Consider the following 13,208-nt stretch of genomic DNA (forward strand, 5'->3'; position numbering starts at 1 on the left):
GTACTGCCAGGCAGAACGGGATCGACCGGCAGGACGTCCGGCAAGCACCAATAGCGACATGATCATGTCTCCCCTCCCCAACCGGCCACCGTCGACTATATGATCATTTCTGATCATATAGTGATTGAAACATTCACGATCCCGCACATCAACCCATCAGACGAAGGCCCCGGAGTGGGGCCGGGCCGGTCAATCGTCAGGAATAGTTGACTGTTACTGAGCGATTTAAGCATAGATCGCTTGACATCACGCACAGACTCACCGGAGTATTACCGTGGATGAGGTCCCCGACGCCACGCGTAACCACCCGATCGGAGGTTGAGTTGTCAGTCAGAACGCAGGTCGAAGACCAGACCGAGCCCAACCCGATCACCTCCCGCACCCGCGGCCGGTCGATAACAGTCGCGCCGTCCCGGAACTGACGTATCCCGCCGTGGCCATACCCGACCAGCTGGAGCCGACTATCTCTCAGCCGTCCACCGGAACGGTGCTCGCGCTCGATGTCGGTGGCACCCGGCTCAAGGGCGCCGTGCTCGACGCCGCGGGACGCTCCCTGGCAGACCTCACCCAGGCCACCGGAGCCGACGCGGGTCCGGATGAGGTCGTCCGCCGCATCCTCCATACGCTCGTCGCGCTGCGTGACCTGCCCGAGGCCCGCGACGTAGGCGCCGCGGGCCTCGCCCTGCCGGGACTGGTCGATCCGGTCGACGGTCGAGCCGTCTGGTCGGAGAACATCCGCTGGCGCGACGTCCCGTTCCAGACGCTGGCCGAAGAGCGGCTCGGCCTGCCGGTCACCGTCGGGCACGACGTCCGCGCTTGTGGGCTCGCCGAGGCGCAGGTCGGCGCCGCACGCGGGCAGAAGAACGTGCTGGTGGTCCCCATCGGCACCGGCATCGCTGCCACGATCATCACCGACGGCCACGTCGTCGATGGCCGTGGCCTCGCCGGTGAGCTCGGGCATCTAGACGTGGGCTACGACGAACCGTGCGCTTGCGGCGGCACAGGTTGCGCCGAAGCGGTCTCATCGGCGGCCGCCATCGCCCGCCGGTACAGCCGGCGCTCGGGGGTCAACGTCGAGGGCGCCGCCGAGGTCCTCGAACGCAAGCGCGACGGCGACACCGTGGCCGTCGATGTTTGGGCCCAAGCGGTCGACGGGCTGGCCCGGGCCTTCGCCGCCGCTACCACGTTGGTTGCGCCCGACATGATCGTGATCGGCGGCGGGCTCGCCTTGGCCGGCCCGGACCTGTTCGATCCCGTGGAACACCAACTCCGCGACCGACTGACGTTCCAGCGGATGCCAACACTGGTCCCAGCCGCCCTCGGAGACCGGGCCGGATGTATCGGCGCCGGCATTCTGGCACGTCAGCGCATCGAGGCCGGCGGCCGACGATGACCGTTCTAGCCGTCACCCCCAACCCAGCCGTCGACGTGACCTACCCCGTCGACCGGCTGCGGCCCGGCGGCACCCATCGGGTCGACGGTGTCGCCACCCGGCCGGGTGGCAAAGGACTCAACGTTGCCCGAGTTCTCCACCAGCGGGGCGTACCGGTGCTGGTGACCGGGCCAATCGGAGGGGCCGACGGGCAACTCCTGCGCTCCGGCGTCGAGTCGCTCGGCATCCCACAGGCCCTGGTCGAACTCGACGTGAACACACGCAGAACGGTGACGATCGTGGACCGCGCCGCCGGGGACGCGACCCTGTTCAACGAGCCGGGGCCGGTCCTCACCCCCCATCAGTGGAACCAGCTGCGCTCTGCCATCGTCGAACAGGCCGGCAACGCACAGATCGTCACCATCTCTGGCAGCCTGCCGCCCGGCATCGACCCCGCGGCCCTGGCCGAACTCACCCGCACGATCATTGCCGCTGGGCGGCCGCTGGTCGCCGACACCTCGGGGCCGGCACTGGCCGAGGTCGCCGCCGCCGGGCCAACCGTGCTCAAGCCGAACGCGGCGGAGCTGCGCGAAGCCACCGGCATCGACGACCCGCAGCGGGCAGCGGAGTACCTGCGCGGCGACTCCGTCGGCGCGGTCGTGGTGTCCCTCGGTGGCGACGGGCTGCTCGCCGTCACCAACTCCGGACGCTGGCGGGCCCGGTTGCCACGCCCACTCGACGGCAACCCCACGGGCGCTGGTGACTCCGTCGTCGCGGCCATCGCCGCCGGCCTACGCTCAGGGTCATCCTGGCCGGAGATCGTCCGGGATGCCTGCGCGCTCTCCGCGGCCACCGTCCGTGCCCCCGTGGCCGGCGAGTTCGATCCCGAGATCTACCACCAGCTCCTCGCTCACGTCGACGTCCACGAGGTATCCACATGACCCTGGTGACCACCACGGCGCTGCTCAAGCCAGCTGCCGACAGCCGCTACGCGGTAGGGGCCTTCAACGTCATCCTCCTCGAACATGCCGAGGCCTACGTGCGGGCGGCCGAGTCCGCCGGCCTTGGCGTGATCTTGCAGATCAGCGAGAACTGTGTGCGCTATCACGGATCGCTTGCTCCCATCGGCGCCGCCAGCCTTGAACTCGCGCGACGTTCCACCGTGCCCGTCGCGGTCCATCTGGACCACGCCGAGAGCGTGGACCTGGTCCACGAAGGCGTCGATCTGGGGTTCACCAGCGTCATGTACGACGGCTCGACACTCGACTACGAGACGAACGTCGCCCGGACCGCCGAGGTCGTGGCGCACTGCCGGGAACGTGGAGTGTCGGTCGAGGCCGAGCTGGGTGAGGTCGGCGGCAAAGACGGCGCACACGCACCCGGGGTCCGCACGGACCCCGCCGAGGCCCGCGAATTCGTCGAAGCCACCGGTGTCGACTCCCTCGCCGTCGCCGTCGGCAGCTCACACGCGATGACCGACCGGCACGCCGTTCTCGACGAGGAGCTGATCCGAGCCCTCGACGCGGCCGTCCCGGTGCCGCTGGTGCTCCACGGGTCCAGCGGCGTCCCCGATGCCGGGCTCGTCGACGCGGTGCGGGCGGGGATCACCAAAGTGAACATCGCCACCCACCTCAACGTCGTGTTCACCTCCGCGCTGCGACACCGGCTCGCCCAGGACGACGTCGTCGACCCCCGCAAGTACGTCGCCGCAGGCCGCGACGCGGTGCACACCGAAACCCGCCGGCTCCTCGAGCTCCTGCGCTCGGCCTGAGCCCCAAGTGTGTCGCGTGAGACGGCGGCTGCCGCTCACGTTACGACGCTAGGGCGGCCCGGACGTTGGGCAAGACCTCGGTCGCCATGAGGTGAAGCGACTTGTCGACGCGTTCGTCGTCCTCGGTGAGGAACTGCGACAGCAGCCAATGGCTCACGTCGTGCCGACGGGCCATCCGAAGCATCTTCTCGGTGACGGTCTCGGGGGAGCCGACCAGAAGCCATCGATCCCGAGTTCGTCGGCGAGAGTTATCCGCCGGCGAGCCCGTTGCAGGATCTCGTTCCAGGGCCGGGTATTCCCGTCGTTGGAGAACGAGTGCAAGATGTCGACTCTCACGAAGCACCTCCCTGGCAGACCGTCGCACCGGCGTGAACGCGACGCTCTCCTCCTGTCCCTTGGAATCGACGATAGGATTTCCGACCGACGAGCTTGTGGTGTGCAGGGCACAGTGGCGCGGTCGACGACGAGTCCGGAGCATGCCGATCGGCAACATCGAGAGAGGCAGATTGATGGCAACCGAGCGAAAGAAGGGCCTGGGCAGGCGCAGTCGCGGTGGCCCGGTGCGCCGCGATCCCGACGCAACCCGGGCCGCGTTACGCAAGAGCGCCGTCACGCTGTTCGAGAAGTACGGATACGAAGGCACGTCGGTTCAGCAGATCGTCGACAAAGCGGGCCGAACGAAGGGTGCGTTCTACCACTACTTCGAGAGCAAGGAAGACCTACTCCGGGACGTGCACGACGAGTTCATCGACTACCAACTCGAACGCGCCCATGCCGTCCTGAAGCGAGACGCTCCGGCCGACGAACTTCTCGCCCAGTTGGTCACCGAGGTCCTGATGGAGCCGCTAGGGATCTACAAGTCCGAGATCTCGGTCTACCTGCAAGAACAACGGTTCCTCTCCGACGCCGCATTCGACGAGATCCGCGTCAAAAGAGACGAGTTCGAGAACTGCGTTGTGCAGATCATCCAGCGCGGCGTCGACACCGGCATCTTCAAAGAACTCGGCCCGGCGCGGCTCGTGGCCTTTGGCGTGATCGGCATGTGCGCCTGGAGCCACACCTGGCTCGATTCCGGTGGCGAACTCTCGGTGCGCGAGATCGGCGACATGTTCGGGAAGATCGTCGTCGACGGCCTACGGGTCTGAACAGGCCCCCAGCGGCACTCCCCTCCGTCACGTCGGCTCTAAGCTGCGGCCGTCGACCCAAGACGTGCAGAACGGCAGACCGTTCGGTATGTTTCTACCAGGTGCCGACACGCGATGGCGTGGACGTCGACAGCGCCGTCCACCTATGGCGTCCCGGCATTACGGAGCAGGCGACCCGCAGGTTAATTTACCAACCCCTCCGGTGATCATTGGCTTTTGACTACCGAATTCGGTAGTCAAAAGCCAATGATCACCGGAGGGGGCCGTAGTCGATGCACGAGAGTCTCGGCCCGGAACGTGTGCACCTGCCAGGCGGCGCCGCCCCGATCCACGAGGTTCAACACCGGCCCAGTGCGCAACTCGACGAGTTCGGCGATGTCGAGCCCCGTCCCCTCGTACAGTTCACGCACCGCACTGGTGATCGGCGCCGCTTCTCGCTCAGTCATATTCACCACCAAGACCTTAACCGACCAGTTGGTATCTTAGTGGCTCGGAGGCTAGCCCGCCACACCCCACCTCGATCCGCCCGCCCTCGGCGGACACACCCGGCGCGGCTCGCCGGACCATGCCGATCCTGTTTGACCAGCGCATAAGGGTTGACTCCAGGTGAACTGCCGCGCCAACCGGCTTACGAGAACCGCGGATATCGAAGACAGTGGGACACAGCTCGATGCCGGTCCGGCGACCTGGAGGAGAACACCATGGCGGGAAGATACGACCACTACTTCAATGAGCTGCCCGACTTGCAGGTTGTGTTCGACTACGAGGGCGAGGGGGCTGGTCGGCCGGACCCGCCGAACGTCGGCCACGGTTTCGAGCTCATCGGGCGCCTCGTCCAGCCCGACGCCAAGATCCACTCGACGTACGTGTGGATCACCGAGACCAGTCAAGAACACCATTGGGTCGATGAGCACATCCACGACTACGACGAGGTTCTGATCTGGACCGGCAGTGATCCCGACAACCCACGTGATCTCGGCGCTGAGCTCAGAATGGTCATCGATGGCGAGGAGCACATCGTCACCCAGTCGGGTTCGGTATACATCCCGGCCGGCGTACGCCACTGCCCACTCGACTTCATCAAGGTCACCCGCCCCTTCACGTTCAGCGCACTCTCCATCGCACCCGAATACGCCGGACGCAAGGCGGACAGCTAGCGCTACACCAGGCGACGCCGTTGCTCCCCGCCACCACATCGGTGATGACGGGGAGCAACGGCGTCGCCAGCGAGAGTCAGGGAACGGTGACCGTCCAAGGCCCGCCGACCGCTGTGACGTCGGTGCGGTCACCCTCAGGCCCGTCGCCACCCGCGGGGGTGGTGAAGAAGAACCCCATCACCGCGTACAGCTCGTACGTTCCCGCGGGCAACGGGTCGCCGCCACCGGTGTTGGCGTGCTCGCCGACCCCGACCGTCGTGCAATCGTGCAGCGGCACCCACGCCTCGTAGTCGATCGACGCACCGGCCGCCATGGTGGCCTCGAGCCCGATGTCGTCTACCCCACCGGTGGTGCCGACGACGACGCCGTCCCTGACCACAACGATCCACGGATGCCCGGTCAAGCCGTCCAGGTCGGCGTCGGACACGTTCGTCGCCGTCACCGTGAACACCGCACCCCGCGGGTCACCGTCGGTCGGGTCCTGAGGTGCTACGTCGCCGAGGTCGGCCGGCCCGTCGAGCCGAAGACCCAGCTCGTACCCATCGGTGGAGGTCACGACGTCGCCCGGCCACTCGGCGCCGCACTGGGCGTTGAACAACGGATCCTCCACCTCCTCACCTACGGTGAACACGGCCGGTGCGAGGACAACGGCGGCCGCCGCGTCAACGGGGCCGGACGATGCCGGAGCGACACCGACACCTCCGACGACGTCGTACTCTCCAGGCGGGAGCAGCTCCCCCCGCGCGGTTCCGTCGATGCCGCCGCACGAGCGCAGCTCGAACCCGACGTCCATCCAGGTGGAGTCCTGCGGAGTGACCGCCATATCGTCCGGATAACTACCAACCGGCTCGCCAGTGCCGACGACTCGTCCGTCGCCGTCGACAACCCACAACGACAACGGCGCTCCCGCTGCATTCACGACGGCGTAACGATCGACACCGCTCGCCGCGTACGTCATCTCCGCGGCGACATAGACCTCCGCGGACCCAGACGTCGTCGTCGGATCGAGCCGGAGACCGACTGGCCCGTCGTCGGTGTAGACGGTGGCACCGGGGAACACGGCCCCGGCGGCGGCCTTCACGTCCTGCCCGCAGGCATCCCACGACTCGCTGGCGATCGACGGGTCGGACGAACCGTCCAGCGCCAAAGCGACCGCGACACTTGCCCCGACGATCCCCACACTGACACCTGCCGCACCGGTCATGCGGCGTCGGCGACGCTGCCGTACCTGCGCTCGAACGCCGGCGACATCACCGTCGTGGGCTGCCTTCCCCGCCGCGGTTGCGATCTCGTTGAGTCGCTGGCTTAGATCGTCGGTCATCGTCGCTCCTTCATGTCCGCGTTGTCCGATGTCACACGGTCCGGTGCCGCCTGGGCCGCGTCGTCGACGGGGGCCGCCGGCCCAAGCACCGCCTGTAGCCGGTGCACGCCTTGACTCAGGTACCGCTTCACCGCGCCGGCGCTGACGTCCAACCGGTCGGCGATCTGTGGCACGGTCAGGTCGTCGAAGTAGCGCAGCACCACACACGCTCGTTCCCTGCGGGGTAGATCGGCCAGCGCACGCCGCACGTCGATCTGGATGTCGGTCAGTTCTGGGCCGGCTGGGGACCCTCGATCATCGCTTCGCGTCGCCACCAGGTGCCGGATGCCCAGCCAGCGGCCCCACCGGCGGCGCCCGTCGAGATACAGCCGCAGGACGGCACGGCGTACGTATCTCTCCGCGTCCTGCAGTTCTAAACCACGTAGTGATCGCGCGAACGTCCGCACGATCGCCTCCTGGACCAGATCCTCGGCCTCCGCCAGGTCTCCGGTCAGCAGATAGGCATACCCGACCAACGCGCGGTGGCGATCACCTGCCACGACGACGAGTGCATCTTCGGCTGCCACTGTGCTCCTCGCGCCCTGCGGGCCGCTGGTTGCGTCCCGTCATAGATCAAGACGACCACCCACCCGAAATCGTTGCCCAGTGTGCGACACCGCCAACGCGCCATGGCTCCGGATCCCACACGCACTACATAGATAGTCGATTCACACTATATTCGTAGTAGTGTGGGCGCATGAAAGGCGACGCGATCATCGTTGGGGCCGGAATCGGCGGTTTGATGGCGGGCCGGGCGCTACGCGCCGACGGCTGGCGGGTCACCATCTACGAGCGGACTGACGGCCTGCCTCGTACCGGCACCGCCCTCGGCATGTGGCCCGAGGCGATGGCCGCCCTGGACCGCCTCGGCGTCGGCGACGCGGTGCGAGCGCGAGGAGTGCTCCAACAGGGTGCGACCTTCCTGCGTCCGGACGGCGTCCCGTTCGCCCGCGTCACGTCCACCGATCCGGCCTACCTGGTGTCCCGGCCGACGCTCCACGAGATCCTGTACAGCGGCGCGTTGGAAGACAGCGTCGGCTGGGACGCCGTCGTGGACGACCCCACATCTCTTCCCGACGCCGACCTGGTTGTGGGCGCAGACGGGATCAACAGCCGCATCCGGGACGTGGTCGCCGGCCGAAGAACCGCCCCCAGGCCACTTGGCACGGTTGCGTTCCGCGGTGTTGTACCCGGCACGGTCGACGACGTGACCGAGACGTGGGGCGAGGGCCGCCTGTTCGGCATCACGCCGCAGGATCAGCAGACGATCAACTGGTTCGCCTGCGTGCGCGACGACCTCCTGGCCGAGCGCGGCAGCACTCTCACCCCCGCCGAACTGCTCACCGACCTGTTCGGACACTGGCACCAAGCCGTCGCGGAGGTCGTGACCCGGGTAGACCCGGAGCAGATCGATCAGCGACCACTGTACGACGCCGCCCCGTTCGGCTCCATGGTCCGCGGACACACCGTGGTCATCGGCGATGCCGCACACGCCATGGCACCCAATGCCGGCCGCGGCGCTTGCGAGGCACTCCTCGATGCCGTGCACCTGGCCGACGCGCTGCGCGCATCCGAAACTGTCGACGACGGTCTGCGTGCCTTCGATCGCGCTCGCCGTCGGGCCGGGCGGAGAACCGTCCGCATCTCCCGCTTCCTCAACCGGCTGTCCACCGCACGACGTTTCACAACGTCGCGACACCGCACGATGAACGCCCTTGCGCGCCTGGCCTAGGGCCTGCCTTAGTGTCATGGTCAACCGATGACGCGAGGGGGCATCGATGACGAACGAGAGCGCCGTCAGCAACCGCGGCCGGGCGCTGGACGCGGCCTTGCAGATCGCCGGCAGCCAAGGGATCCGAGCGCTTACCCACGGTCGCGTGGACTCCGTCGCCGGCCTGCCGAAGGGCTCGACGTCCAACCATTTCCGCACCCGCGCGGCCCTCATCCACGCCACCGTGGACTACCTCGTGGAAGCCGAGCGGGGTGCTTTCGCCGAAGGAAACCGGCCACGGTCGGTCGAGGATCTGGTGCAGGCGCTCGCCGTCTTCGTCGACCACGCCGCCGGCCCACAGCGGATGCTCACCGCCGCCCGGTTCGCCTTCTTCGTCGAAGGTTTCCATGACGCCCACGTGCACGACGCACTCGCCCACGGACGCGCCCGCATCGAGACCTGGGCGGCACTCACTCTCGAAGAGTTGGGTTTTCCCCGCCCCTTCGCTGCCACCCGCCGGATCCTCACCTACATCGAAGGCGCCATCTTTCACAGACTCACCTTCGACGACGCCCCCGGCATCTACGACGACCTCGAGGCGATCGTCCGCTCGTGCGGAGACTAGGCGGGAACTGGGGCCTGCCAGCCACGGTTCACCGTGAGCGCTCGATGAGCACGATGGGGATGGTCAACGCGGCCAGCGCGGCACCGATCAAACTCACCGTGGTGATGGAAGCGGAGTGGTTGAGGGCCAGCGAGGCCATCACCGGGGTGAGGCTGATGCCGAGTTGGAAGGCGGAGACCACAACGGCGCCGGAAAGCGTGCGTGCGTCAGAGGCGATCGCGAAGGCGCGCCCGTAGATGGCGGGGTTCAGCACGAACCCGGAAATGCCGAGGAGGAGGACCAGCGGGACCACGGCGAGCACCGACCCCGCGGAGATCGCGAGCAGCAGCGAGCAGACACCGATCCCGGCCGAACCGGTGATCAGCGCGAAGTGGGGTATCCGGTCCGAGATCCGGCCGCCGATGGCGAGCCCGATCCAGGCCCCGACCCCGAAGACAACAAGGATGACCGCTACCCACAGATCCGGTACTCCGGTGACGCTGGTGAGGATCTCGGCGAGGTAGTTGTAAGTGATCATGTAGGCGCCGGTGCTGAGTACCGTAGCAGCGAAAATGAGCCATAGCCGTGGCCGTCGCAGCGGCGTCAGCTCAGCGGCAACACTAGGGATCTGTTCGGCGGTGTTCGTCCGGGGCATCACCAACGCCACCGCGACCGCACCAACCACGGTGAGGACAACCACAAGACCGAAGCCGGCCTGCCACCCGATGCTGTAGCCGAGGAACGTCCCTGCCGGCCCACCGAGAACCATGGCCAGGCCTAATCCGCTGACCACAACGCCGGAGGCGCGGGCGGCCCGGGCCGGGCCGGCCAGGCTGACGGCGGTAGCGGCGGCGACGGCGAAGAACCCCGCGTACGCCAGCCCCGCGAGGAACCGGGTGACGAACAACGCGGGATACGTCGCGGCGACCACACCTAGGGCGATACTCACGGCGAACACAACCTGTGTCACCGCCAGCGCCGTACGTCGCGGCCATCGCAGACTGATGATCGCGAACGGTGGACCACCGATGACAACACCAACGGCGAAGGCCGTGATCAGCCCGCCGGCGGTCGCCAGACTCACTCCGATGTCACTCGCGACGGTGGGCAGTACGCCGGCGAGTAAGAACTCCGCGCTGCCCATCGCGAACAGACTGAACGCCAGCAGGTAGACCCCCAGAGGGAGCGCCCCGCGAACCCGAGGTGGCGCTTCCGCGTGTGTAGTGGCGCTCATCCCTCCGCCCCCACGCCGGTATCCGCCGTCTGGACCGCGAGCGCGGCCTCGATGTCCGCTTCCACGAGCCAGGAAGTGATGCCGATCGCGGCGGCCGAAGCTTCGCCCGCGGCGGTGACAACCTGCGCCCGCGGGTTGGTGGCGTTCCCTGCTGCCCAGACCCCGGGAACACTCGTCGCCCCACCGGGGCCCGTTGTGGTCCACCCCGACTCGGGGTCGGTTGCGCAGCCCAATGCCCGCAGGAGGTGGTCATTCGGGCGAGGTTTCGGGGCGAGGAACACCGCCTCGCAGGCGTGGAAGCCGCCGTCGCCCAGCTCAACCCCGGCTAGCCGGTCCTCCTTGATCCGCAGGCGAGCGACGCGGCCGTCGATGACTCGCACCCCGATCGCGGCCATCCGGGCGCGATCATCCACGGAAAGCGGCATCCCGTTCTCGATCAGCGTGACCCGTCCGCTGTACCGGCGTAGCAGCGCCGCCTGATGCAGAGACATCGCCGGTACCGCCCCGCCGACCACGACGATCTCCTGGTCCCGGACCTCGTAGCCATGACAGTGCGGGCAGTGGTGTACCGACGAGCCCCACAGCTCCTGGACGCCCTCGATCGCGGGCAGCTCGTCGGTGAGGCCCGTTGCGATCAACACTGCCCGGGCGCGCACTACGTCGCCTGATTCGAGATCCAACCGGAAACGTCCTGACTCCGCCTCATGGGCGGCGTCAACCACCTGGGTGGATGTGATGAGGCCGCCGTAATGCTCAAGCTCTGCCTTGGCGGTGGCAAGGAACGCACTCGGACTGGTGCCGTCCTGGGCCGGGAAGCCATGCATGTGGGCGGCCGGCGCGTTCCGCGGCTGACCCGCGTCCACCACAACGACGTCGAACCGCGCGCGGGAGAGCACGATCCCGGCCGTCACCCCCGCGGCGCCCGCACCAACCACCGCCACGTCGTACCTGCTGTCCATCATTGCCTCCTCCGAAACGGGAACCCGACACCAACGGACCCTGGCATCCAGAAGCCAAAACCGGGAAGTTTCGTTGCCAAAACTGGAACCGCATGATGAAGTGGACAGCATGGCCGAGCACCCGGCGATTTCCTCGACTCTCAGTCAGATCGGCGTCCGGCTCCGCCGGATCCGGGAGAACAAAAACGTGTCCCTCGCCGACCTGCACCAGCTGACCGGCATCTCGAAGAGCACGCTGTCGCGCCTGGAGGCGGGCCGCCGCAAGCCGAGCCTCGAACTGCTCCTGCCGATCGCGGCCGCTCTCGCCGTACCTCTCGACGACATCGTGCAGGCACCGCGCATCGTGGATCCGCGGATGCCGCAACGACCGCAGCGCACCGATGGCCGCATCATCGTCGCGCTCTCCCGCGGCCAGGACGAACCCAAGGCGTACAAAATCATGATTCCCGCCACCGAGAACGAGCCGCATCCCCGGACCCACAAAGGTTACGAGTGGATGTATGTCCTGTCAGGAAGCTTGCGGCTGATCCTGGGCGACTACGACCTCACCCTCGGCCCCGGCGAGGTCGCCGAGTTCGACACCCAGCACCCGCACTGGTTCGGCTCTACCGGCACCGGCCCCGTCGAAATCCTCAGCATCTTCGGCGGAAACGGGGAACGAGCCCACATCCGCGCCCGCCCACCCACACGGCCTGCGCGCACCTGAGGCCCCTACCGGACTCCCTGGTCTCCTGGACAGCATGGCGGCAGTGATTTGTCGGGGAAGACCAAAGAATGCCCTCAGCCATCTCCCTATGATCGGGCCCGTCCGCCCGATTGAGCGAAGGAGCATGAGATGGGTACGCCGATCGATCCGCACGAGATACACCGCAGCGCGGTGGTGGCCGATACCCACAACGACCTACTCAGCGCTGTTGTGATCCGCCCGGTATCGAGCTGGGGTACGTTCTTCGCCGACCAGTGGTTGCCGCAGCTGGTGGACGGCGGGGTGAACCTGCAGGTGTTACCGGTGTTCATCGATGACTACTACCGTCCGGAAGGTGCGCTCCGGCACACCATGAGGATGATCGAGTGTGCTCATCGAATCGCCGAGGCCAACTCCGAGACAGTCTCGCTTTGCCTGAACGGCGAGGACATCGACGCGGCCCTCGCAACCGGACGGATCGCACTCGTCCTCGCGTTGGAGAGTGCACCCGGTATCGATGAGGATGTCGAACTGCTGGAGACGTTGTTCCGGCTCGGTGTCCGCGTAGCGTCACTCGCTCATTTCGGCCGTACCCCCTTGGCAGACGGCAGCGCCGAAGATGCCACCGGCAGCCGCCTCACCCGCGCCGGGGTCGAGGCTTTGGCTCTCATGGAACAGCTGGGCATGCTCTTCGACGTCAGTCACCTCGGGGCTACCGGGGTGGAGCACGTACTCGAGCTGGCCACCCGGCCGGTGATCGCCACCCATTCGTCCGCTCGCGCGTTGCGTGATCATCATCGCAACCTGACCGACGACCAGCTCAAGGGCACGGCTGCCACCGGCGGGGTGATATGCGTGAACTTCTTCGCGCCGTTCCTCGACGCACAGGAGCACACCGTTGACCGCCTGATCGATCACATCGAACACATCGTCGCCGTCGCCGGCATCGAGCACGTCGGGCTGGGACCAGACTTCGTCGAGGAAGTTATCGCCGACACAACGATGCCTGGCTGCGACGACATCGCCGCGACCGATCCGGTGATCGACCAAGTCCGCTACATCCCTGGGCTGACCGGCCCACGGGGGATGCCGCTGGTCACCGAGGCGTTGGTACGACGCGGCTGGGCCGAGAACGATATCCGGGCGGTGCTTGGTGACAACGTGCGACGCCTGCTGCGCGCGGAGCTCGGGCGGCCGGCATCGTGAGCCG

At 67.3% G+C, this 13,208-nt stretch carries 15 protein-coding genes; 9 read left to right on the forward strand and 6 right to left on the reverse strand.

The window, feature by feature from the left end; genetic code table 11:
• Positions 1-433: 433 nt before the first annotated feature.
• From G8760_RS06000 to G8760_RS06010, 3 genes are read left to right on the forward strand one after another with little or no spacing between them, the layout of a single operon-like run.
• A complete protein-coding gene (locus G8760_RS06000; RefSeq protein ID WP_207782074.1) occupies positions 434-1,393 on the forward strand; it encodes an ROK family protein in 960 nt (319 codons plus the stop codon).
• Positions 1,390-2,313 carry a 1-phosphofructokinase family hexose kinase gene (locus G8760_RS06005; protein WP_166348389.1) on the forward strand — a complete coding sequence of 308 codons (924 nt, stop codon included), beginning with the start codon at positions 1,390-1,392 and terminating at the stop codon, positions 2,311-2,313. The genes G8760_RS06000 and G8760_RS06005 overlap by 4 nt, the downstream gene beginning before the upstream one ends.
• Complete coding sequence (locus G8760_RS06010) at positions 2,310-3,143, forward strand: class II fructose-bisphosphate aldolase (protein ID WP_166348390.1); 834 nt, start codon at positions 2,310-2,312, stop codon at positions 3,141-3,143. Before G8760_RS06005 ends, G8760_RS06010 begins: the two co-directional genes overlap by 4 nt.
• 40 nt (positions 3,144-3,183) lie before the next feature.
• On the opposite strand, the gene G8760_RS30520 is transcribed toward G8760_RS06010, so the two are convergent.
• A complete protein-coding gene (locus G8760_RS30520; protein ID WP_281355134.1) occupies positions 3,184-3,318 on the reverse strand; it encodes a hypothetical protein in 135 nt (44 codons plus the stop codon).
• A 334-nt stretch (positions 3,319-3,652) separates the two neighbouring features.
• Here G8760_RS30520 and G8760_RS06015 point away from each other — a divergent pair, with 334 nt between their 5' ends.
• Complete coding sequence (locus tag G8760_RS06015) at positions 3,653-4,288, forward strand: TetR/AcrR family transcriptional regulator (protein WP_166348391.1); 636 nt, start codon at positions 3,653-3,655, stop codon at positions 4,286-4,288.
• Between the two features lie 236 nt (positions 4,289-4,524).
• On the opposite strand, the gene G8760_RS06020 is transcribed toward G8760_RS06015, so the two are convergent.
• Complete coding sequence (locus tag G8760_RS06020) at positions 4,525-4,734, reverse strand: NUDIX hydrolase (protein ID WP_166348392.1); 210 nt, start codon at positions 4,732-4,734, stop codon at positions 4,525-4,527.
• Positions 4,735-4,989: 255 nt separating this feature from the next.
• Here G8760_RS06020 and G8760_RS06025 point away from each other — a divergent pair, with 255 nt between their 5' ends.
• Entirely contained in the window at positions 4,990-5,445 is a 456-nt protein-coding gene (locus G8760_RS06025) for a cupin domain-containing protein (protein ID WP_166348393.1), read from the forward strand.
• Between the two features lie 76 nt (positions 5,446-5,521).
• Here G8760_RS06025 and G8760_RS06030 read toward each other — a convergent pair whose 3' ends face one another.
• Together G8760_RS06030 and G8760_RS06035 are read right to left on the reverse strand one after the other, a co-directional pair.
• Positions 5,522-6,766, reverse strand: coding sequence for a hypothetical protein (locus tag G8760_RS06030; RefSeq protein ID WP_166348394.1), 1,245 nt, complete (start codon positions 6,764-6,766; stop codon positions 5,522-5,524).
• On the reverse strand, positions 6,763-7,332 hold the full coding sequence (locus tag G8760_RS06035) for a sigma-70 family RNA polymerase sigma factor (protein WP_166348395.1): 570 nt from the start codon (positions 7,330-7,332) through the stop codon (positions 6,763-6,765). Before G8760_RS06035 ends, G8760_RS06030 begins: the two co-directional genes overlap by 4 nt.
• A gap of 170 nt (positions 7,333-7,502) precedes the next feature.
• On the opposite strand from G8760_RS06035, the gene G8760_RS06040 reads away from it, so the two are divergent.
• Positions 7,503-8,537, forward strand: coding sequence for an FAD-dependent monooxygenase (locus G8760_RS06040; protein ID WP_166348396.1), 1,035 nt, complete (start codon positions 7,503-7,505; stop codon positions 8,535-8,537).
• Positions 8,538-8,583: 46 nt separating this feature from the next.
• A complete protein-coding gene (locus G8760_RS06045; RefSeq protein ID WP_166348397.1) occupies positions 8,584-9,141 on the forward strand; it encodes a TetR/AcrR family transcriptional regulator in 558 nt (185 codons plus the stop codon).
• A gap of 28 nt (positions 9,142-9,169) precedes the next feature.
• Here the strand turns inward: G8760_RS06045 and G8760_RS06050 are convergent, their stop codons facing one another.
• Positions 9,170-10,354, reverse strand: coding sequence for an MFS transporter (locus G8760_RS06050; RefSeq protein WP_166348398.1), 1,185 nt, complete (start codon positions 10,352-10,354; stop codon positions 9,170-9,172).
• Positions 10,351-11,313 (reverse strand): NAD(P)/FAD-dependent oxidoreductase, encoded by a 963-nt coding sequence (locus tag G8760_RS06055; RefSeq protein WP_207782075.1) that lies wholly within the window; start codon positions 11,311-11,313, stop codon positions 10,351-10,353. Before G8760_RS06055 ends, G8760_RS06050 begins: the two co-directional genes overlap by 4 nt.
• 109 nt (positions 11,314-11,422) lie before the next feature.
• Here G8760_RS06055 and G8760_RS06060 point away from each other — a divergent pair, with 109 nt between their 5' ends.
• Positions 11,423-12,019, forward strand: a complete 597-nt coding sequence (locus G8760_RS06060) for a helix-turn-helix domain-containing protein (protein WP_166348401.1) — start codon at positions 11,423-11,425, stop codon at positions 12,017-12,019.
• 129 nt (positions 12,020-12,148) lie between these two features.
• Positions 12,149-13,204, forward strand: a complete 1,056-nt coding sequence (locus tag G8760_RS06065; RefSeq protein ID WP_166348403.1) for a dipeptidase — start codon at positions 12,149-12,151, stop codon at positions 13,202-13,204.
• Positions 13,205-13,208 lie beyond the last annotated feature (4 nt).

This window comes from Phytoactinopolyspora limicola (assembly GCF_011320225.1).
In the GTDB taxonomy this organism is placed as follows: Bacteria; Actinomycetota; Actinomycetes; order Jiangellales; family Jiangellaceae; genus Phytoactinopolyspora; species Phytoactinopolyspora limicola.

Bases quoted from the DNA above. Each gene is read 5' to 3' on its own strand.
- G8760_RS06030 (WP_166348394.1), bottom strand. From the start codon at position 6,766: ATGACCGACGATCTAAGCCAGCGACTCAACGAGATCGCAACCGCGGCG.
- G8760_RS06020 (WP_166348392.1), bottom strand. From the start codon at position 4,734: ATGACTGAGCGAGAAGCGGCGCCGATCACCAGTGCGGTGCGTGAACTG.
- G8760_RS06060 (WP_166348401.1), top strand. From the start codon at position 11,423: ATGGCCGAGCACCCGGCGATTTCCTCGACTCTCAGTCAGATCGGCGTC.
- G8760_RS06015 (WP_166348391.1), top strand. From the start codon at position 3,653: ATGGCAACCGAGCGAAAGAAGGGCCTGGGCAGGCGCAGTCGCGGTGGC.
- G8760_RS06040 (WP_166348396.1), top strand. From the start codon at position 7,503: ATGAAAGGCGACGCGATCATCGTTGGGGCCGGAATCGGCGGTTTGATG.
- G8760_RS30520 (WP_281355134.1), bottom strand. From the start codon at position 3,318: ATGGCCCGTCGGCACGACGTGAGCCATTGGCTGCTGTCGCAGTTCCTC.
- G8760_RS06010 (WP_166348390.1), top strand. From the start codon at position 2,310: ATGACCCTGGTGACCACCACGGCGCTGCTCAAGCCAGCTGCCGACAGC.
- G8760_RS06045 (WP_166348397.1), top strand. From the start codon at position 8,584: ATGACGAACGAGAGCGCCGTCAGCAACCGCGGCCGGGCGCTGGACGCG.
- G8760_RS06055 (WP_207782075.1), bottom strand. From the start codon at position 11,313: ATGGACAGCAGGTACGACGTGGCGGTGGTTGGTGCGGGCGCCGCGGGG.
- G8760_RS06005 (WP_166348389.1), top strand. From the start codon at position 1,390: ATGACCGTTCTAGCCGTCACCCCCAACCCAGCCGTCGACGTGACCTAC.
- G8760_RS06050 (WP_166348398.1), bottom strand. From the start codon at position 10,354: ATGAGCGCCACTACACACGCGGAAGCGCCACCTCGGGTTCGCGGGGCG.
- G8760_RS06065 (WP_166348403.1), top strand. From the start codon at position 12,149: ATGGGTACGCCGATCGATCCGCACGAGATACACCGCAGCGCGGTGGTG.
- G8760_RS06025 (WP_166348393.1), top strand. From the start codon at position 4,990: ATGGCGGGAAGATACGACCACTACTTCAATGAGCTGCCCGACTTGCAG.